The 17,755-nt window shown below is 62.7% G+C and carries 22 protein-coding genes; 10 read left to right on the plus strand and 12 right to left on the minus strand.

The window, feature by feature from the left end:
• The first annotated feature begins 71 nt into the window (after positions 1-71).
• Entirely contained in the window at positions 72-476 is a 405-nt protein-coding gene (locus tag NKH78_RS06500) for a GFA family protein (protein WP_352506031.1), read from the plus strand.
• Between the two features lie 39 nt (positions 477-515).
• Here the strand turns inward: NKH78_RS06500 and NKH78_RS06505 are convergent, their stop codons facing one another.
• On the minus strand, positions 516-1,778 hold the full coding sequence (locus NKH78_RS06505) for a DNA recombination protein RmuC (protein ID WP_352506030.1): 1,263 nt from the start codon (positions 1,776-1,778) through the stop codon (positions 516-518).
• Between the two features lie 103 nt (positions 1,779-1,881).
• Here NKH78_RS06505 and def point away from each other — a divergent pair, with 103 nt between their 5' ends.
• From def to truA, 4 genes are read left to right on the plus strand one after another with little or no spacing between them, the layout of a single operon-like run.
• Positions 1,882-2,412: a peptide deformylase gene (gene def / locus NKH78_RS06510; RefSeq protein ID WP_023676950.1), complete on the plus strand. Its 531-nt coding sequence runs from the start codon at positions 1,882-1,884 to the stop codon at positions 2,410-2,412.
• 17 nt (positions 2,413-2,429) lie between these two features.
• Entirely contained in the window at positions 2,430-3,359 is a 930-nt protein-coding gene (gene fmt / locus NKH78_RS06515) for a methionyl-tRNA formyltransferase (protein WP_352736924.1), read from the plus strand.
• A complete protein-coding gene (locus tag NKH78_RS06520) occupies positions 3,356-3,865 on the plus strand; it encodes a GNAT family N-acetyltransferase (RefSeq protein ID WP_352701004.1) in 510 nt (169 codons plus the stop codon). The genes fmt and NKH78_RS06520 overlap by 4 nt, the downstream gene beginning before the upstream one ends.
• A gap of 18 nt (positions 3,866-3,883) precedes the next feature.
• Complete coding sequence (gene truA, locus NKH78_RS06525; RefSeq protein WP_352701003.1) at positions 3,884-4,639, plus strand: tRNA pseudouridine(38-40) synthase TruA; 756 nt, start codon at positions 3,884-3,886, stop codon at positions 4,637-4,639.
• Here truA and NKH78_RS06530 read toward each other — a convergent pair.
• From NKH78_RS06530 to dapD, 7 genes are all read right to left on the minus strand, one after another.
• Positions 4,621-5,229 (minus strand): transporter, encoded by a 609-nt coding sequence (locus NKH78_RS06530; protein WP_254815875.1) that lies wholly within the window; start codon positions 5,227-5,229, stop codon positions 4,621-4,623. The genes truA and NKH78_RS06530 overlap by 19 nt on opposite strands.
• Positions 5,230-5,231: 2 nt before the next feature.
• Positions 5,232-6,431 carry a succinyl-diaminopimelate desuccinylase gene (gene dapE, locus NKH78_RS06535; RefSeq protein ID WP_352701002.1) on the minus strand — a complete coding sequence of 400 codons (1,200 nt, stop codon included), beginning with the start codon at positions 6,429-6,431 and terminating at the stop codon, positions 5,232-5,234.
• Between the two features lie 32 nt (positions 6,432-6,463).
• Positions 6,464-6,700, minus strand: a complete 237-nt coding sequence (locus NKH78_RS06540; RefSeq protein ID WP_352701001.1) for a hypothetical protein — start codon at positions 6,698-6,700, stop codon at positions 6,464-6,466.
• A 68-nt stretch (positions 6,701-6,768) separates the two neighbouring features.
• Positions 6,769-7,869 carry a GGDEF domain-containing protein gene (locus NKH78_RS06545; RefSeq protein ID WP_352701000.1) on the minus strand — a complete coding sequence of 367 codons (1,101 nt, stop codon included), beginning with the start codon at positions 7,867-7,869 and terminating at the stop codon, positions 6,769-6,771.
• Between the two features lie 233 nt (positions 7,870-8,102).
• A complete protein-coding gene (locus tag NKH78_RS06550; RefSeq protein WP_352700999.1) occupies positions 8,103-8,891 on the minus strand; it encodes a hypothetical protein in 789 nt (262 codons plus the stop codon).
• A gap of 28 nt (positions 8,892-8,919) precedes the next feature.
• Entirely contained in the window at positions 8,920-9,291 is a 372-nt protein-coding gene (locus tag NKH78_RS06555; RefSeq protein WP_352700998.1) for a DUF805 domain-containing protein, read from the minus strand.
• Between the two features lie 30 nt (positions 9,292-9,321).
• A complete protein-coding gene (gene dapD / locus NKH78_RS06560; protein WP_352506026.1) occupies positions 9,322-10,176 on the minus strand; it encodes a 2,3,4,5-tetrahydropyridine-2,6-dicarboxylate N-succinyltransferase in 855 nt (284 codons plus the stop codon).
• Between the two features lie 146 nt (positions 10,177-10,322).
• On the opposite strand from dapD, the gene NKH78_RS06565 reads away from it, so the two are divergent.
• Complete coding sequence (locus NKH78_RS06565) at positions 10,323-11,162, plus strand: LOG family protein (RefSeq protein WP_352506025.1); 840 nt, start codon at positions 10,323-10,325, stop codon at positions 11,160-11,162.
• Between the two features lie 33 nt (positions 11,163-11,195).
• On the opposite strand, the gene NKH78_RS06570 is transcribed toward NKH78_RS06565, so the two are convergent.
• The gene (locus NKH78_RS06570) at positions 11,196-11,903 is read right to left on the minus strand and encodes a pyrimidine 5'-nucleotidase (RefSeq protein WP_352477037.1); all 708 of its coding nucleotides are present in this window, start codon (positions 11,901-11,903) and stop codon (positions 11,196-11,198) included.
• Positions 11,904-12,064: 161 nt separating this feature from the next.
• Here NKH78_RS06570 and NKH78_RS06575 point away from each other — a divergent pair, with 161 nt between their 5' ends.
• Complete coding sequence (locus tag NKH78_RS06575) at positions 12,065-12,826, plus strand: GGDEF domain-containing protein (protein WP_352700997.1); 762 nt, start codon at positions 12,065-12,067, stop codon at positions 12,824-12,826.
• A gap of 69 nt (positions 12,827-12,895) precedes the next feature.
• Here NKH78_RS06575 and NKH78_RS06580 read toward each other — a convergent pair whose 3' ends face one another.
• Positions 12,896-13,063: a hypothetical protein gene (locus NKH78_RS06580; protein WP_352686439.1), complete on the minus strand. Its 168-nt coding sequence runs from the start codon at positions 13,061-13,063 to the stop codon at positions 12,896-12,898.
• A gap of 92 nt (positions 13,064-13,155) precedes the next feature.
• On the opposite strand from NKH78_RS06580, the gene NKH78_RS06585 reads away from it, so the two are divergent.
• The gene (locus NKH78_RS06585) at positions 13,156-13,656 is read left to right on the plus strand and encodes a MarR family winged helix-turn-helix transcriptional regulator (RefSeq protein ID WP_352736716.1); all 501 of its coding nucleotides are present in this window, start codon (positions 13,156-13,158) and stop codon (positions 13,654-13,656) included.
• On the opposite strand, the gene phhA is transcribed toward NKH78_RS06585, so the two are convergent.
• Positions 13,651-14,484 carry a phenylalanine 4-monooxygenase gene (gene phhA, locus NKH78_RS06590; protein ID WP_352736718.1) on the minus strand — a complete coding sequence of 278 codons (834 nt, stop codon included), beginning with the start codon at positions 14,482-14,484 and terminating at the stop codon, positions 13,651-13,653. The genes NKH78_RS06585 and phhA overlap by 6 nt on opposite strands.
• A 140-nt stretch (positions 14,485-14,624) precedes the next feature.
• On the opposite strand from phhA, the gene NKH78_RS06595 reads away from it, so the two are divergent.
• Entirely contained in the window at positions 14,625-15,101 is a 477-nt protein-coding gene (locus NKH78_RS06595; protein WP_254815887.1) for an Lrp/AsnC family transcriptional regulator, read from the plus strand.
• Positions 15,102-15,202: 101 nt separating this feature from the next.
• The gene (gene bchE / locus NKH78_RS06600; protein ID WP_352777703.1) at positions 15,203-16,741 is read left to right on the plus strand and encodes a magnesium-protoporphyrin IX monomethyl ester anaerobic oxidative cyclase; all 1,539 of its coding nucleotides are present in this window, start codon (positions 15,203-15,205) and stop codon (positions 16,739-16,741) included.
• A 19-nt stretch (positions 16,742-16,760) separates the two neighbouring features.
• Here bchE and argB read toward each other — a convergent pair whose 3' ends face one another.
• A complete protein-coding gene (gene argB, locus NKH78_RS06605) occupies positions 16,761-17,654 on the minus strand; it encodes an acetylglutamate kinase (RefSeq protein WP_352736722.1) in 894 nt (297 codons plus the stop codon).
• Positions 17,655-17,755 lie beyond the last annotated feature (101 nt).

Raw genomic sequence — 17,755 nt, forward strand, 5'->3', positions numbered from 1 at the left:
GCTTGAGGAAATCGATGCGCCATCGGACAGTCCCGGTTATGATCGCAGGCAAAAGCTCGGGAGGAACGAAGATGAAAATCGACGGCGGGTGTCATTGCGGCGCCATCACTTACGAGGCCGAGGTCGATCCGGAAAAGACCACCATTTGTCACTGCATCGATTGTCAGAAGCTAACCGGAACGGCCTTTCGCGTCACCGTGCCGGCGTCCCAGGACAATTACAGGATCACCAAGGGCAAGCCGAAAATCTACATCAAGACCGGTTCGAGCGGCGCCAAGCGCGCCCAGGCGTTTTGCGGTGAGTGTGGCTCGCATCTCTACGCCACGTCGGCGGGCGAGGGACCGAAGGTTTACGGCATCAGGGTCGGCACGGCACGGCAACGCGAGCAACTGGTGCCGAAAAAGCAGATCTGGCACCGCTCGGCGCTGCATTGGCTGCCGGAATTCGAAGGCACGACCATCATCGAGGAGCAGTAGCGCCAGATCCGGGTGAAGCCTCCGGTTCCGGCGTAGCTCTCAATCGTCGCCTTCGACGACCCTTAGCCTCAACTGCCCGGTTTTCGAATCAGCGACGCGCGGGCTGCTTTCCGCTTTTGCTCCGCTGCCATTCGAACCAGCGGTATCCTCCGCCGGCTGCACGCCAAACTCCAGCGCCTCGATCTTTTGTCCGCGCCGGGTCACCTTCGATGTCGAGACCAGGATGTCGTCGATATCCTTGGCCGATTGACCGAAATGCGTCTGCAATTTGCGCACCCGCTCGTCGAGCCGGGAGACGTCTTCCATTAGCCGGATGACCTCGCCCTGGATCAGGTGCGCCTGCTCGCGCATGCGGGCATCCTTGAGGATTGCCTGGATGACCTGAATCGACAGCATCAAAAGCGATGGCGAGACGATGACGATCCGCGATCGATGCGCCTTTTGGACAACGGCCTCGAAATTCTCATGGATTTCGGCGAACACCGATTCCGAGGGCACGAACATGAAGGCGGTGTCCTGCGTCTCGCCCTGGATCAGGTATTTTTCGGAAATATCGCGGACATGCACCTCGATGTCGCGGCGGAAAGCCTGTGCTGCCGACTTCTGCAGGTCGGCGCCTTCGGCGGCACGGATGGCATTCCACGCCTCGAGCGGAAACTTTGCGTCGATGGCAAGTGACGGCGCGCCGTTCGGCATCTTCACCAGGCAGTCGGGCCGGCTGCCATTCGACAAGGTCGCCTGGAATTCATAGGCGCCGTGCGGCAATCCGTCGGCGACGATGGCCTCCATGCGCGACTGGCCGAAGGCGCCGCGCGTCTGCTTGTTGGAAAGGATCGCCTGCAATTGCACGACCTGGCCGGCCAGCGACTGGATATTGCCTTGCGCGATATCGATAACCGCCAGCCGTTCCTGCAGCTTGGCGAGGCTCTCATGCGTCGATCTCGTCTGCTCGGTCATGGTCTGGCCCAGGCGGCCGGTCATGGCATCGAGGCGCTGGCCGATCGACTGGGTCAGTTCCGCCTGGCGCGCCCCGAACACTTCGGCGATGGCGCCCATGCGGCCTTGCATTTCCGCCTGGCTTGCCAAGATGCCGGCCATCCGCACCTCGGCGTCACGGGCGTGGTCGGCGGCTTCGGCGGCCGCCACTGCACGCGCCTTGGCCGATCGCCAGAGCGCAACGACGAGCGCCACGAACAGTCCAAGGAACAGCATTGCGCCGAAACCCAGGGCTTGGCCGAGCGTGAGCGTGGTGGCGCCGAGGCGGGCGACAGGTTCGGACAGGATGGTGGCCAGATCGTTCATGCCGACAGCATAGATGATTCGGTCTGCCGGCACAGATCAAAACGTGAACGACCCGAAGCCGTCCCGGTTGACGCTTTTCCTGCGAGGTCTTAGGTGAGACGCCATGTCGATCAAGCCGCTTATCATCCTCCCCGATCCCGTCCTGCGCCAGGTTTCAAAACCGGTCGAGCGTGTCGATGGCGATTTGCGCAAACTGGCCGGCGACATGCTGGACACTATGTATGACGCGCCCGGCATCGGCCTCGCAGCGATCCAGGTCGGCGAACCCTTGCGCATGCTGGTGATCGACCTGGCCAAAGAGGACGAGACGCCGGCACCGCACGTCTTCATCAATCCCGAAATCCTCGAAAGCTCCGACCAGCGTTCGGTCTATGAGGAAGGCTGCCTGTCGATCCCGGATTACTATGCCGAGGTCGAGCGTCCGGCGGCGGTGCGGGTGAAGTTTCTCGACCGCGACGGCAAGCTGCAGGAGATCGAGGCCGAGGGGCTGATGGCGACCTGCCTGCAGCATGAAATCGACCACCTCAACGGCGTGCTGTTCATCGATCACATCTCCAAGCTGAAGCGCGACATGGTGGTCAAGAAATTCAAGAAGCTCGCCAGGGACAAGGCGCCGGGCAAGATGGTGGGGTAGGCGTCGACGAAATGCCCCTGCGTGTCATCTTCATGGGTACGCCTGAATTCTCCGTGCCGACGCTGCGGGCGATTGCCGGGGCCGGGCACGGGTTGACGGCCGTCTACACGCAGCCGCCGCGCGCCGGCGGCCGGCGCGGGCTCGAACTGACGCCGTCGCCGGTGCAGCGTGAGGCGGAGCGGCTGGGCGTCGAGGTGCGGTCGCCGGTGTCGCTGAAGAGCGAGGCGGAGCAGGAGGCGTTCCGCGCCTTGGGTGCCGACGTCGCCGTGGTCGTCGCCTACGGGCTGCTTCTGCCCAAACCCATTCTCGAGGCGCCGCGGCTCGGTTGCCTCAACGGTCACGCATCGCTATTGCCGCGCTGGCGCGGCGCTGCCCCTATCCAGCGCGCCATCATGGCCGGCGATACCGAAACGGGCATGATGGTGATGCGGATGGACGAAGGCCTCGACACCGGGCCGGTGGCAATGGTTGAAAAATGTCCCATTGGACCCGACATGACGGCCGGCGATCTGCACGACCGGCTGATGGTCCTCAGTGCTGCGCTGATGGTGCAAGCGCTCGAGCGGCTGGAGCGGAATACGCTGACATTTACCACACAGGCGGAGGTGGGGGTGACCTACGCCAAGAAAATCGATAAATCGGAGACTCGCATAGCCTGGCTGCGACCTGCTGGCGACGTGCACAACCAGATTCGCGGCCTGTCGCCCTTTCCCGGTGCATGGTGCGAGGCCGAAATCGGCGGCCGTGTAGAACGGCTGAAACTGCTTCGCTCGACGCTCTCGCAAGGCGCCGGCGAACCGGGAGGAATTCTCGATGACCGGCTGACGGTCGCCTGCGGGTCAGGCGCGATCAGGCTGGTCGAAGTTCAACGTGCGGGCGCAAGGCCCATAGCCGCGCAGGAGTTTCTGCGCGGGGCCAAGCTCGAAAAAGGAATGAAATTGTCATGAGCATGATGTCCATACGCGCGGCGACGCCGCGGGACCGCGAGGCGATCCGCCTTGTCGAAGAACACGCATTCGGCCAGCAGACGGAGGCCGGACTGGTCGACGCGCTGGTCAGCGGCGGTGATGCCGTCGTCGAACTGGTGGCGGACGAAGACGGGCAAGTGGTCGGGCATATCCTGTTTTCACGGCTTTTCGTGCAGAATGGCGGCAAGAGCTTCCCGGCGGTGGCTTTGGCTCCTTTGGCGGTCGAGCCGTCGTTCCACGGCACCGGCATCGGCGGTGCGCTGGTCCGCGAGGCGCATATCCGCCTGAAGGCTGCTGGCGAGACGCTCGCCGTGGTGCTCGGCGATCCGGCTTACTATGGCCGTTTCGGCTACAGCCGCGCCCGTGCCGCAAAATTCGAGAGCGACTATCAAAGCGAAGCCCTGCAGGCGCTTGCCTGGGGCGAGGCGCCGGAGACCGGCAGGCTGGTCTACGCCTCGGCCTTCGGCTCAGCCCTCGCCGCCTGATTTCGCCTCGATCCGGGAATGCCGCGTTTTCGCCTCGACATCGAATATGACGGCAGTCTCTTCGCCGGCTGGCAGCGCCAGGCCAACCAGCCATCGGTGCAGCAGGCGATCGAGCAGGCGATCGAGAAGTTCTGTGGTGAGCAGGTTTCGCTGCGCGCCGCCGGCCGCACCGATGCTGGCGTCCATGCGACCGCTCAGGTGGCGCATGTCGATCTGATCAAGGCATGGCCCGGCGACAAGGTGCGCGACGCCGTCAACGCGCATCTGCAGGCGGCCAAGGCGCGCATCGCCATCCTGAAGGCCGCCGTCGTGCCGGATGGCTTCGATGCGCGTTTCTCGGCGATCGGCCGCCATTACCTCTACCGCATCGTCAATCGCCGCGCGCCGGCGGCGCTCGACAAGGGCAAGATCTGGTGGGTACCGAAGCAGCTCGATGCCGGGGCCATGCACGAAGCGGCAAAGGTGCTGCTTGGCCGGCATGATTTCACCACCTTCCGCTCGACCCAGTGCCAAGCCTCCAGCCCGGTCCGCACGCTCGACCGGCTGGATGTCAGCCGGGCGGGCGATTTCATTGAGGTCCGCGCTTCGGCGCGCTCATTCCTGCACAACCAGGTGCGCTCTATGGTCGGCTCGCTCAAACGCGTCGGCGAAGGCGGCTGGACTGTTGCCGACCTCAAGGCGGCGCTTGAGGCGCGCGACCGTGCGGCCTGCGGTCAGGTGGCGCCGCCCGACGGGCTGTTTCTCGTCGGCGTCGACTATCCGACGCCTGGCTGATCCGGAACGCTGATCCCGAGCAGCGCCTGCAGTCCGAACAGGACGATCAGCGAGGCCACGAACATGCCGGCAAAAACGGCGCTGCCGACGGCCGCACCCCTGCCGATCGCAACGTTGGTCATCCGCCAGGTCAAGACCATCGACAGCGCGAACAACAGCAGCGACACGAGTCCGGAGACTTCGTTGGCCGACGTCAGGAAAAGCCGGATCAACGCCGATGGCAGCATCATCCAGGCGATGATTGCCGAGGCCCAGTTGCTGGCCACGACATAATGGACGAAACGGCCGCCGACGCCGACCCGCGGCGCCACCAGCGCGAGGCCTATGAGCGGCAGCACCCAGGCGCCGATATCGACGGTGGCCAGGCGGATCAACATGCTGAAACGGCCGACGAATGCGTTGGGGTCGCCGATCTCGTTGGCAATACCGACCCAGCCGACGATCAGTGCCGGCGCCGCGACGACGATGGCAAAAAAGGAGTTCCAGAATCCGTCCGCCGAAAGGTCGAGCAGGCGAAATCCGTCGGCCTTGCCGAGCATCAGCCGCCAGGCACCGGCAAGCGAAGCGTAGGTTTCATCCGCTGAAAGCATCACTAGGATATGTCCTGCGCAAACCAGTCTTCAACGAAGCGCAGATAAATCTGCGTCAGCGTCTCGAGGTCGGCAATCGCCACGCGTTCGTCGACCATGTGCATGGTCTTGCCGACAAGGCCGAATTCGACCACCGGACAATAATCCTTGATGAAGCGGGCATCGGAGGTGCCGCCGGAGGTGGAGAGCGCAGGCTTCCTGCCGGTCACCGCCTTGATCGAGCCGCCAAGCGTCTCGATCAACCTGTCGTCGCGTGTCAGAAAAACGTGGCTCGGTCCGTCGCGCCAAGCGATCTCGTAGTCGACGGGCGTCGCCTTGCCGGCGCGGTATTTCTTGCGTTTCGCCGCCCGGTCGAGGCGGTTGTGGATCTCGGCCTGGATCGTCTCGGCGGTCCATGTGTCGTTGAAGCGAATATTGAAGGTAGCCGCCGCCTTCGCCGGGATGACGTTGGTGGCAGGATTGCCGACATCGATGGAGGTCACCTCAAGATTGGTCGGCTGGAAATCCCTTGTTCCGTTGTCGAAGACGGGGTGAAGCAAGGCGTCGACCAGCGTCACCAGGCCGCGCACCGGGTTGTCGGCCAGCTGCGGATAGGCGGCGTGTCCCTGGCGGCCGTTGACGACGACCGTGCCCGATAGCGAGCCGCGCCGGCCGATCTTGATCATATCGCCGAGCGCGTCGGGATTGGTCGGCTCGCCGACGATCGCAGCATGCCATTTCTCGCCTTTGGCGGCCGCCCATTCGAGCAGTTTCGTCGTGCCGTTGATCGCCGGACCTTCCTCATCGCCGGTTATCAGCAGCGAGACCGACCCCTTCGGGCCGCCCTTCTGCGCGATGTGTCGCGCTACCGCCGCGACGAAACAAGCAATGCCGCCCTTCATGTCGACGGCGCCGCGGCCGAACATCTCGCCATTGGCGATGTCGGCGGCAAAGGGCGGGTGCGTCCAGGCTGTTTCATCGCCCACCGGCACGACATCGGTATGGCCGGCAAACATCAGATGCGGGCCGTTGCCGGAACGCCGCGCATAAAGGTTCTCTATGTCAGGTGTGCCGGATTCGGAAAACACCGGGCGCTCGACGGCAAAGCCGAGCGGCTTCAACATTTCTTCCAGCGCGCTCAGCGCACCGCCTTCGGCGGGCGTCACGGAAGCGCAGCGGATGAGAGCAGCCAGATTTCTGGTCGGATCGGTAGGCAGCGTCATGGGCAAAGCGATAGTCGAAAGCGCAGGGACTGTCACGGCCAGACATAAGGGCCAGACATGCCGCCGACATTATGGTTTTCATGTCGTATGATTGCGGCAAGGCCTCTCGACCATGGCAGGGCCATCGCATGATCACGCATGGCAAGACAATCGTAATCGCCGGTGCCGGCAGTATCGGCTGCTACGCCGGCGGCTGCCAGATACTTGCCGGGCGACAAATGGTTCTGCTGGCGGCCGGGCATCGAGAAGGCGCTGCAAGTAGCGGTCAAGAGCGGCGCGACGCAAGGCATGGCCGGCCGGGCAGGAGAGAAGCGGATCGCCTTGCCTGTCGCCGCCGTCAGATGGTAGCCCGCACAGGTGCCCAGTAACGGCCCTTGCCGGTGCGCTTGGCTTCGTAGAGCGCATGGTCGGAACAGGTGAGCAGGATTTCCGGATCGCCGCCGTCGGCGGGTGCGAAGGCGCTGCCGACGCTCAGGCCGACATGGATGGCGGAACCGACCCCGAGGTCGAAAGGCACCGAGACCTTTTCGATGGCCCGCTTTGCCAGGTAGGTGGCCTCGATCTCCGAGGTTGCGGGCAAAAGGATGACGAATTCATCGCCGCCGATGCGGAAGACAACGTCCCCCGGACGGAAGCCGCGCTTCAATCGTTCGGCCACCTTGCGCAGCAGCACGTCGCCGACGGCGTGGCCAAAACGGTCGTTGACCTGTTTGAAACCGTCGAGATCCATGCTGAGCACTGCAAACGGCTTGCCGCCATTGGCGGCCGGCGCCGCAAGCTCGCGGCACATGTCGCGCAATTTCTCCTGCAGGAAGATGCGGTTTGGCAGGCCGGTCAGCGCGTCCTTGATGGCCAGGTCGCGATTGTCCAGTTCGGCGCGGATCATGCGGGCATTGATTGCGTGGTTCTGAAGCAGCACGATGATGACGCCGGCCACATAGAACGGCGTTTGAATTCCGACGATCGGCATTCCGGGCGCCGCAGAAAACAATGCACCGGCCACGTAAGGCAGGCTTACGGCCAACATGACGAATATGGCGAAGCGCGGGGTCGCCGCATTGCGTGACGACACCACGCCGACGACGCCTGCGACATTCAAGGCGGCAAGTACGGAAAGCGCCATATTCCCGCTGGCAACACAGCCATAGCAGCCGAGGCCGAAGACGACCGACCAGACGCCGCTGGCTGCCATCAGGCCCGCCAGCGGCCCTTTCGAGCCGCGCCTGCGGGCCTGTTCGCATTCCCGCATCAGCAGAACGCGGACGGTGAAAAGCATCAGGTCGGCGGCAATCCAGGCGTAGGGCCACCAATCCCCGGTGGCGAGAGCGGCGCTGACCGCAACCAGCAGAACGCTGATGGTGCCGAACAGGACTGCGAATTTGCGGTCGAAGGTGGTGTCGAGAAGCCGGGCGCGGACAGCTTCCGGTTCCAATTTCATCGGCGAAGAGAACCAGGCAAACAGGCGAGCGGCGGCGCTCCACGTTTTGCGCGGCTCCTTGGTGATCAGGGATAGGTCGCTTGCCAGTCGAGCGCTCCGTGCCGGTCGACACAGTCTTCGCCGGCATGCTGGGCCAGGGTGATTAACATTCGCTTAGAGCATCCGGCGCAAAACCGGGCTTTCGGAACTCCCCGCTCTGCCGCTCTAGCGGATCTGCCGCCGGGTCGCCGGTTTTAGCTTGCCGGCCCCGGTCGTCTGCGGACTGCAGGTCTACGCGGCGGACCCTGCTCGGGATCGGTCTTCGCCGCACGTGCCGGCTGCCCATGAGGGGTTTCGATCAGCGTGATCTTCTGCCAGATCTTTCGCGAGAGGTTCGAAGCCAGGTTCTCGATATCGTTGACGCCGTCGATGACCACGGCGTCATTCACCGATTGCGCGAACAGCGCGGCGATCTTGCCGGTGATCGACAGCATTTCGGAGCAGTAGTCGAGATAGCGGGCAAGGTCGGCGGCGTTGGTGATACGGGCTGGCGAATGGGCAGTCGGATTGAAACTGGGTGAAAGTGCGGCCGGATCCTTGGTCAGCTGGTGCATGTCGATGACATGGATCAGCGAACGCAACCCGTGGAGCTGGCGAAACACCCGCTTGCGCTTGATCCGCTCCTCGGAGCGAATCAGGGCCAGGAAGCCCAGCACCGCGAGGATGATCACGTTGAGGGAGGCTTCGATTCCTTGCACCGACTGGAAGGCATCGTGGTTTCCCGAGATGCGGCCGAGCGGCAGGATTGTGCCGACGAACAGGAACATCAGCGCTCCGGCGACGAAGGCGGCGATGATGAGGCCGCGCAGCCACCAGATCGGCGCCTCCAGCGCCTTGGCGGCTTTCGCCAGATCGCGCGACAGCGACACCAGCTCGGCGGCGACGCCGCGCAAGCCTGCATCGGGAAAGCGCTCGGCGACGCGCCCTTCCAGCCGTTCGGCGGTTTCGAGGATCAGTTTCGGATCAAGCGAGCGGTAGCGCATGACGAAATGTCCGATCGGCGCTCAGGGTTCAGCCGGGGGCATTGGTGCGCTTGCCGTAGCGGTTGGGGCCGGGTTGCCCTGGAAACAGGCAAAGCACCAGGAAAGCGATGATCGAGACAACCGGTACGAAAAGCACCAGCGCCGCAACGCCCGGCTTGTCGAGGTCGTGCAACCGCTTGACCGCCAGCACCACGTTCGACCAAAGCGAGGCAATGAAGGCGATGAAGAAAATAAACGACCACATGTTGCTCTCGGTGGTGCCTTCCGGCACCAGCGTGAAACGGTAGAGCGGGAAGGCCTGTATGATGGCCACCAGCAGTCCTCCAAGAAAATAGGCCGCGCGGCTGACCCGGCCCGAAGCTTTGAAGAAAAGCCAGATGAGGTCTGATCTATCAGGCAAGCGAATTCCGTCCGTATTCGTTGAGAAAGATCAATCGCGCAGCAATTCGTTGATCGATGTCTTGGAACGGGTCCTGGCATCGACCCGCTTGACGATGACGGCGCAGTAGAGGCTGGGGCCGGGCTCGTTGTTTGGAAAAGGCTTGCCGGGCAGCGAGCCGGCGACGACGACGGAATTAGGCGGCACCTCGCCGTAGAAGATCTCGCCGGTGGCGCGGTCGACGATCTTGGTCGACTGGCCGATGAAGACGCCCATGCCGAGCACCGAGCCCTCGCGCACGATGCAGCCTTCGACCACTTCGGAACGGGCGCCGATGAAACAGTTGTCCTCGATGATGGTGGGACCCGCCTGCATCGGCTCCAGCACACCGCCGATGCCGACACCGCCCGACAGATGCACATTCTTGCCGATCTGGGCGCAGGAGCCGACCGAAGCCCAGGTGTCGACCATGGTGCCGCTGTCGACATAGGCGCCGACATTGACGAAGGACGGCATCAGCACGGCGCCGGGCGCGACATAGGCGGAGCGGCGCACGATCGACGACGGCACGGCGCGGAAGCCGGCCTTCTCGAAATCGACGGCGCTCCAGCCGTCGAACTTCGAGGGCACCTTGTCCCACCAAACCGCCTGACCGGGACCACCCTTGATGATCTCCATCGGGTTGAGCCGGAAGGACAGCAGCACCGCTTTTTTCAGCCACTGGTTGACGTGCCATTTGCCGTCGGCCTGCCGCTCGGCGACGCGGGCGACGCCCCGGTCGAGCAGGTCGAGCGCCGATTGGATGGCCTCGCGCGTCTCGCCGCGGGTTGCGGTCGAAATCGTGTCGCGTTCCTCGAAGGCGTTCTCGATGATCTCCTCGAGGCTCGCGAGATCGTGCTTCGACATGAATTCGCTCCATTACCAAGCTGTTAAGGGCCGGCGCCTTAACCTGTTTGAAAGTCGCGCGGACCCTATGTGAAGGCTTGGGGAGGGTCAATCGCGGCAGCGTCACGGGACGGCGCAAGTGAATGAATTGGACGGGTAAAGCAAATATGACTCCCATGGAAAAGGCGGGATGGACGCCGCTGCCGCATTCGGACGAGGATCTGGAGCGGTCGAGAAGCGTGCCGGACACGCCGCAAACGCGCGCGGAGACATATCGGCTGGCCTGGAACGACCCCGATTTCATGACGCGGCGCGAGTTGCGCGCGGTCAGGCTGCAGCTCGAACTGCTGAAACCGGAGATGATCCTGGCCGAGCGCGGCATCCAATCGACCGTCATCCTGTTCGGCGGCGCCCGCATCCCCGAGCCCGGCGGCGAAGCCTGGGCGGCCAAGAACGAGACGCAGAAGAAAAACCTCGAGCAAAACAGCAAATATTACGAGGAGGCGCGCAAATTCGCCCGCCTCTGCTCACAGCAGTCGGCCACCTCGTACTATCGCGAATTCGTCGTGGTGACCGGCGGCGGGCCGGGCGTCATGGAGGCCGGCAATCGTGGCGCCGACGATGTTGGCGCGCCGTCGATCGGTCTCAACATCGTGCTGCCGCACGAGCAGGCGCCAAACGCCTACGTGACGCCGGAACTCTGCTTCAACTTCCACTATTTCGCGGTCCGCAAGATGCATTTTGTCATGCGTGCCAAGGCCGTTGCGGTATTTCCCGGCGGCTTCGGCACGATGGACGAGTTCTTCGAAACGCTGACCCTGATCCAGACCGGCCGCATGGAACGCGTGCCGGTCATTCTGTTCGGCAAGGCTTTCTGGGCAAGGGCAATCGACCTCGATTTCCTCGCCGAGCAAGGCACGATCACTCCCGGCGACCAGGATATCATCGATTTTGTCGAGACCGCCGACGAGGCCTGGGGGATCGTCAGCCGCTTCTATAAACTTTGACAAGCAAGCAGGACTTGAAGCGCGCAGGCTGCCTCAAGCAGGGACTTCGACGATCGCCGTGAGAAAGCCGGCGAGATCGTCGGTGACGAAGTCCACATCATCCTCGTTGGCCGGGTCGCGTTCCCAAATTTCCGAGAAGGTCGGCTCGAAATTGCGCGGCACCACCAGCACCGTGGTCATGCCCAGCGATTTCGGTACCGACAGGTTGCGGGCGAGATCTTCGAACATCACCGCATTTTGCCCGGTAACGGCATGGAGTTCGGCAAATCTCTCATAGGATTGCCGCGCCGGCTTGGGGTTCAGTCCGGCTGCGACGATATCGAAAATATCGTCGAAATGCTCGAGAATGCCCAGCTGCCGCGCGGTGCGTTCGGCATGCCGGCGATCGCCATTGGTGAAGATGAATTTACGGCCGGGAAGCTGGCGAATGGCGGTGCCGAGGACGGGATCGGGCACCAGCCAGGAATAATCGATGTCGTGCACTTTCTCGAGAAAATCGTCGGGGTCGATGCCGTGGCGCGTCATCAATCCGTTCAGTGTCGTGCCGTATTCGCGGTAGAGCTCCTTTTGCAGCTTGCGTGCTTCCTCGCGCGGCAGCGTCAGCAATTCTCCAACGTAGGCGGTCATCTTCACATCGATCTGCGAGAACAGATTCGAATGGTGCGGATAAAGCGTGTTGTCGAGATCGAACACCCAGTCGGTGACATGGGCAAAGCGGGCGGGGTCGGGAAGTGTGGTCATACCGTCCTTATGGCACGAAACGATCTTTCTAACAGGAGGTTTATCCACAACCTATACGCGCCAAGAGTGGTGAAAATGGCGAAACGATTAACATTTTAAGCATCGCCGAAAGGTGGCATTCAGCGCTTGCTGACACCAAGACGGAGCAGTGGGAGCCAGCGATGAATCACATATTTCTAAAGTCTGCCGCCATCGCTTTCGCCTCCGTCGCCGCCTCACTTCTGCCGACGCTGATCGTTGTGCCGGCGATGGGATTTTCGATCAATCGCACCATCTGGCTGACATCCACCCTGTGCCCACTCGTTCTGGCCTGGGGCGCCGGCGCCTATGCATTCTGGCAAAGCGAAAAGGTGAAGAACGCGCACCGCGACCTTGCTCGCAATCATGCCCAGCTTGCAGCCGCGCACCGGCGCCTGGCGGACAAGGCGAGCCGCGACGACATGACCGGCATGCTCAACCGCGAAAGTTTCTTTGCCGCCCTCGACGGCTCTCGGCGTAAGTCCGATCGCGGGGCATTGCTGATCGTCGATGCCGACCATTTCAAGACCATCAACGACAGCTACGGCCATCTGATCGGCGACGATGCGCTGCTCCTGATCGCAAAGGCGATAGAGCGTGGCGTGCGCAGCGGCGACGTGCTTGGGCGCATCGGCGGCGAGGAATTCTGCGCCCTTCTGATTGGTGCCACCGAACACGAGGCCAGGCGCGTCGCTGAGCGCATCCGCCGTGAGGTCGAGCGTATCCGTTTCCGGCCGGTCGACGAACGATCGGTTCCGCTGACAGTCAGTATTGGCGGCATCACCTGCGGCAGGGACGCCGCAGTGTCGGAGCTGATGCGCGCCGCCGACCAGCGGCTTTACGAGGCCAAGCATCGCGGCCGCAATCTGTCGATCATCGACCGCGATATTTCCGAAGCCGCCTGAGCTCGGCCCTGAGCCTTCCGCTGGGAGAGTTCCACCCTGTCTGCATTCAACCGCGCCGTGGCCAGACTGTCAAAATCCGAGTATGGCGATGCGGAACAGCAGGGCGGCGGCCGCCAGTGCGACCAGAGCGATGCCAAGGCCAATGGGAGAGCCCCAGCCATACCACTCCATCGCCAGCTTGGCGTATTTGAACTCCTCAGCCGGTGTGAGTGGGCCGCGCGTCGGGGTCTGATTCATTTTCACTCCTTGCAGGCTGCGATAGGCCTTGCCTTGTGCCCGATGCAGCACATTATTATAACAGCCATAATGTTAGGCAGATTGATAGTTAGATGATCGAAATAAATTCGTCAAGCATGAATCGGGCAGACATGAAGACCGCTATCAGCCTTGCCATTATGGGCTGGCAGGACGCGACGCAGGCTTATGACGAGGCAGTGGGCGATAGGCTTGGGCTGAGTATGGCGGAACGCCATTGCTTGGCGCTGCTCTATGGCGGCCCGCGATCGGCTGGCGAGGTCGCGGCCGCAACAGGGTTGACGCCGGCTGCGGTCACCGCGCTGATCGACCGGCTGGAAGCGCGCGGCCTGCTGACACGAACGCGCAGCCTCGAGGACAGGCGCAAGGTGGTCATAGAGGCGACGGAACTCACGCGAGAACTATCGACGCGCTATTATGGCGCGATCGCTCAGGAGGGGGAAAACGTGATCGCCACATTCACCGACATTGAACTCGGCACGATCCTGCGCTTCGTCACGGCATCCCTCGACCTTCAGCGCGACCAGCTGGCCCGGCTGAAGGCCGAGGCCTTGGAGACAACCGACAGCCTATAGGCTCGCCGGGTCGATCGCTGGCTCGCCTTTGCGGCGCGCCACGATCGCCGCAAGATCGGCTGTCTCGAAAGCATCACGCAGGGCGTCGAACGACGGCAGCACGAAATAGGCACGCTGGAACTTGTCGATCTCGTAGCCGGTGCGCATTACGGTTTCCAAGTCGAAGGGAACATGGTGTCCCTCGCCGCCTTCGACCGCGAACTGAAGCTCTGTGAAGGATGACATCAGCCCGGCGCCGAAAGCCTTCAGCGGCTTGCCCGGCTCGCGTATCAGGCCGTATTCGACGGTGTACCAGTAAAGCCTGGTGATCATCTCGTCGCCGCCGAGCGCAATCACGCTATCGGCCTTCTTGCCATACATCTGCATGAAGTCGGCGAAGACCGGCTGCGTCAGGATCGGCACGTGACCGAAGAAATCATGGAACATGTCGGGCTCGACAATGTAGTCGAGCTCCTTTTGGGTTCGCAGCCAGTTGGTGACCGGGAAGCGGCGGTTGGCGAGATGGTCGAAGAACGGCTGGGCGGGGATGAGCCCCGGCACGGCGACGATCTCCCAGCCGGTGAACTTGCGCAGCTTCTCGCTGACCGCACCGAAATCCGGGATCTTGTCGAGAAGGCCGAGTGCCGCGACGCCGTCGAGGTAGGAGTGGTGGGCCAGCTTCCTGGTCAGCTTCGTCTGGCGGTCGCACAGCGTGCGCCACACCGCCTGTTCTTCGTCGCTATAATTGTAGCCCTGCGCCACGGTGAAATCGGCACGGCAGACGGAATAATCGCCGCGAAGGCCTCGCGCCGCGCATTCGCGGGCATAGTCGGCAACGTTCATTGTCATGGCTTGCTCTCCCTGGAAATCATGACCAGCGAATTGCCGGAAATTCTAGCCGGATCGCGCGAGGCAAATCAGCTTTGATGGTGGCTCAAATGCAGGGTTGGAGGTAAAAGACTCCACGATCGAGCTTTGGGAGAGTGAAAATGCCTCAATTTGACGAATTCGAGATCAAGATGCTCGACATCCTGCAGCGCGACGGGCGCAAGCCGGTATCGGAATTGGCGCAGCAGATTGGCCTGTCGACGACACCTTGCGCGCGGCGCTTCGAGACTCTTCAGCAGGCGGGCATCATAAAAGGCTTCGCCGCGGTACTCAGCCGCCGCGCCGTCGGTCTGATGGTCGAAGTGTTCATCCAGGTGCGCCTCGTGACCCACAGCGACGGCTCGCCCGAAACCTTTATCGCCGCCGTGCAGCGCATGGACGAGGTGTCGTCGTGCTGGACGATGACTGGAGACTACGATTTCCTGCTGCATGTCATGGTGCCGTCGGTCGACGAACTCAATGCCTTCGTCATGCACCGGTTGATGCGGCTCGAAGGCGTGCGCGACGTCCACACGCAGCTTGTGCTGCAGAACATCAAGGGACCCGGCCATGTGCCGCTGGCACATCTCAGACGATAGCATTTCTGCGGAAAAGCTGCACACGAACTGCTGAAGCGAGCCAATCTCCGGAACTAGATCGCCGACTACGACATGCGGACCGCCATCGCATAAGGCCCGCCATGAAAATCGTCCTGATCAACCCGCCGCATACCGCCATCGGCAGCCGTGTGCCGGACGACCATCTGCCGCCGCTCGGTTTGCTGGCACTGGGCGGTCCGCTGATCGACGCGGGACATCAAGTGCGGCTTGTGGACGCCGAATTCGGGCCGATGGCGCTTGCCACGCTGGTCCGGGACGCCTTGAGCGACCATCCCGACTGCATTCTGATCGGCCATTCCGGCTCGACCTCTGCGCATCCGACAGCCCTGCTGATCGCCGGCATGGTCAAGGACATCCAGCCGGCGACAATCCTGATCTATGGCGGCGTGTTTCCGACCTATCATTGGCGCGACATACTGGCTGAAACGAATGTTTTCGACTTTATCGTGCGCGGCGAGGGCGAGGCGACCATCGTCGCGCTGGTCGAAGCGCTTGAGAAACGCAAGCCGCTGTCGAATGTGGCGGGCATCGCCTTTCCTGACGATTTGCGCCAGCCCTTTGCAACCCGGCCGGCAAGAACGATCATCAACCTAGACGACTACCGCATCGGCTGGGAACTGATCGACTTCAGTCGCTACAGCTACTGGGGAGGCAAGCGCGCGGCGGTCATGCAGTTCTCGCGAGGCTGTCCGCATCTGTGCAACTATTGCGGCCAGCGCGGCTTCTGGACGCGCTGGCGGCACCGCGACCCCATGAAATTCGCGCGGGAGATTGCCTGGCTATACCGCGAGCATGGCGTCGAGCTGATCAACCTTGCCGACGAGAACCCGACGTCGTCCAAAAGAGCCTGGCGCGCCTTTCTCGACGTGATGATCGCCGAGAATGTGCCGGTGCTGATCGTCGGCTCCACCCGCGCCGATGACATCGTCCGCGACGCCGACAGCCTGCATCTTTATCGCCAGGCCGGCGTCATTCGCTGGCTGCTTGGCATGGAAAATACCGACGAGCAGACGCTTGCATTGATCCGCAAGGGCGGCAGCACCTCATCCGACCGCGAGGCGATACGGCTGCTGCGCCTCAACGGCATCTTGTCGATGGCGACCTGGGTGGCCGGTTTCGAGGACGAAAGCTTGCGCGACCTCTGGCGCGGCTTCCGCCAACTGATCGCTTATGACCCTGACCAGATCCAGGCGCTCTATGTGACGCCGCATCGCTGGACGCCGTTCTTCAGGATTGCCAGGGACCGCAAGGTGATCCAGCTGGACGCCCGCCTGTGGGACTACAAGCATCAGGTGCTGCAGATGACCCGCCTCAAGCCGTGGATGTTGTTCTTCGCCGTCAAGCTGATCGAACTGGCGGTGCAGTCGCGGCCCAAGGCGTTGGCGCGTATCCTGTTCCACAAGGATCCGGAGCAACGGCATTCGATGCGCTGGTACACCAAAATGGGCCGCCGCGTCTGGTTCCGCGAAGTCTGGGGCTTTCTGGTCCGCGACCGCCGCCTGAAACATGGCCCGACGCTCGCCGAATTCTGGGGCTCGCCGCAAGACGAGGAAGAGGAATCGATGGTTGTCGAACGCCTGCCGCGTCAGTCCGTGACCGCTATTTCGCCAAACGCTTGAGCCCCTCAGACACCCGGCCTCACGGCACGATTAGCGTGCCGGCGCCGTGTTCGGTGAACAGCTCGAGCAGCACCGCATGCGGCGTCTTGCCGTTAAGGATGACGACGCCTGCGACGCCGCGCTCGATTGCCTCGATGCAGGTCTCGACTTTGGGGATCATGCCGCCCGAGACCGTGCCGTCCTTGATCAGGGCCTTGGCCTCGGCCACCGTCAGCTCGTCGATCAGCTTCTTGTCCTTGTCGAGCACGCCGGGCACGTCGGTAAGGAACAGCAGGCGCGTCGCCTGGCAGGCGCCGGCGATGGCGCCGGCAAAAGTGTCGGCGTTGATGTTGTAGGTGTGGCCGTCGCGGCCGGGCGCTACCGGCGCCAGCACCGGGATCATTTCGGACCGCGCCAGGAGGTCGAGCAATGTGCGGTCGACTTCGACAGGCTCACCAACGAAGCCCAGGTCGAGCACCCGCTCGATGTTGGAATCCGGATCGATCATGGTCTTGCGCGCTTTTTCGGCAAACACCATGTTGCCGTCCTTGCCGCACAGGCCGATCGCCCACTCGCCCTCGGCATTGATCAGCGCGACGATCTCCTTGTTGATCGACCCGGCCAGCACCATCTCGACAATCTTGACGGTCTTCTGGTCCGTGACGCGCAAGCCGCCCTCGAATTTGGATTCGATGCCCATCTTGCTGAGCATGACGCCGATCTGCGGCCCACCACCATGCACGACGATTGGGTTGACGCCGGATTGTTTCAAAAGTGCGATGTCGCGGGCGAAAGCCTTGCCGAGCGCGATGTCGCCCATCGCGTGGCCGCCGTATTTCACCACGACCGTCTTGTTCTCGTAGCGCTGCATATAGGGCAGCGCCCTTGAAAGCAGCGCGGCCTGCATTTCGGCGGTGGCGGCGACATCCGTCATCGGCGTGGTTCCCAGCGTGGCATGAACGGCGGCGTCTTAGCGGGAATTGCGGCAGGGGGCAAACGGCTTTGCTGTCACGATCGATCAAATCGGTACTACTA

Origin of the sequence: Mesorhizobium sp. M0910, from assembly GCF_040319465.1 — a bacterium.
Taxonomy (GTDB): Bacteria; Pseudomonadota; Alphaproteobacteria; order Rhizobiales; family Rhizobiaceae; genus Mesorhizobium.

Excerpts from the sequence above, each read along its gene's own strand:
- NKH78_RS06500 (WP_352506031.1), top strand. The coding sequence starts at position 72 with ATGAAAATCGACGGCGGGTGTCATTGCGGCGCCATCACTTACGAGGCC.
- NKH78_RS06505 (WP_352506030.1), bottom strand. The coding sequence starts at position 1,778 with ATGAACGATCTGGCCACCATCCTGTCCGAACCTGTCGCCCGCCTCGGC.
- def (WP_023676950.1), top strand. The coding sequence starts at position 1,882 with ATGTCGATCAAGCCGCTTATCATCCTCCCCGATCCCGTCCTGCGCCAG.
- NKH78_RS06520 (WP_352701004.1), top strand. The coding sequence starts at position 3,356 with ATGAGCATGATGTCCATACGCGCGGCGACGCCGCGGGACCGCGAGGCG.
- truA (WP_352701003.1), top strand. The coding sequence starts at position 3,884 with ATGCCGCGTTTTCGCCTCGACATCGAATATGACGGCAGTCTCTTCGCC.
- NKH78_RS06530 (WP_254815875.1), bottom strand. The coding sequence starts at position 5,229 with ATGCTTTCAGCGGATGAAACCTACGCTTCGCTTGCCGGTGCCTGGCGG.
- dapE (WP_352701002.1), bottom strand. The coding sequence starts at position 6,431 with ATGACGCTGCCTACCGATCCGACCAGAAATCTGGCTGCTCTCATCCGC.
- NKH78_RS06545 (WP_352701000.1), bottom strand. The coding sequence starts at position 7,869 with ATGAAATTGGAACCGGAAGCTGTCCGCGCCCGGCTTCTCGACACCACC.
- NKH78_RS06550 (WP_352700999.1), bottom strand. The coding sequence starts at position 8,891 with ATGCGCTACCGCTCGCTTGATCCGAAACTGATCCTCGAAACCGCCGAA.
- dapD (WP_352506026.1), bottom strand. The coding sequence starts at position 10,176 with ATGTCGAAGCACGATCTCGCGAGCCTCGAGGAGATCATCGAGAACGCC.
- NKH78_RS06565 (WP_352506025.1), top strand. The coding sequence starts at position 10,323 with ATGACTCCCATGGAAAAGGCGGGATGGACGCCGCTGCCGCATTCGGAC.
- NKH78_RS06570 (WP_352477037.1), bottom strand. The coding sequence starts at position 11,903 with ATGACCACACTTCCCGACCCCGCCCGCTTTGCCCATGTCACCGACTGG.
- NKH78_RS06575 (WP_352700997.1), top strand. The coding sequence starts at position 12,065 with ATGAATCACATATTTCTAAAGTCTGCCGCCATCGCTTTCGCCTCCGTC.
- NKH78_RS06580 (WP_352686439.1), bottom strand. The coding sequence starts at position 13,063 with ATGAATCAGACCCCGACGCGCGGCCCACTCACACCGGCTGAGGAGTTC.
- NKH78_RS06585 (WP_352736716.1), top strand. The coding sequence starts at position 13,156 with ATGATCGAAATAAATTCGTCAAGCATGAATCGGGCAGACATGAAGACC.
- phhA (WP_352736718.1), bottom strand. The coding sequence starts at position 14,484 with ATGACAATGAACGTTGCCGACTATGCCCGCGAATGCGCGGCGCGAGGC.
- NKH78_RS06595 (WP_254815887.1), top strand. The coding sequence starts at position 14,625 with ATGCCTCAATTTGACGAATTCGAGATCAAGATGCTCGACATCCTGCAG.
- bchE (WP_352777703.1), top strand. The coding sequence starts at position 15,203 with ATGAAAATCGTCCTGATCAACCCGCCGCATACCGCCATCGGCAGCCGT.
- argB (WP_352736722.1), bottom strand. The coding sequence starts at position 17,654 with ATGACGGATGTCGCCGCCACCGCCGAAATGCAGGCCGCGCTGCTTTCA.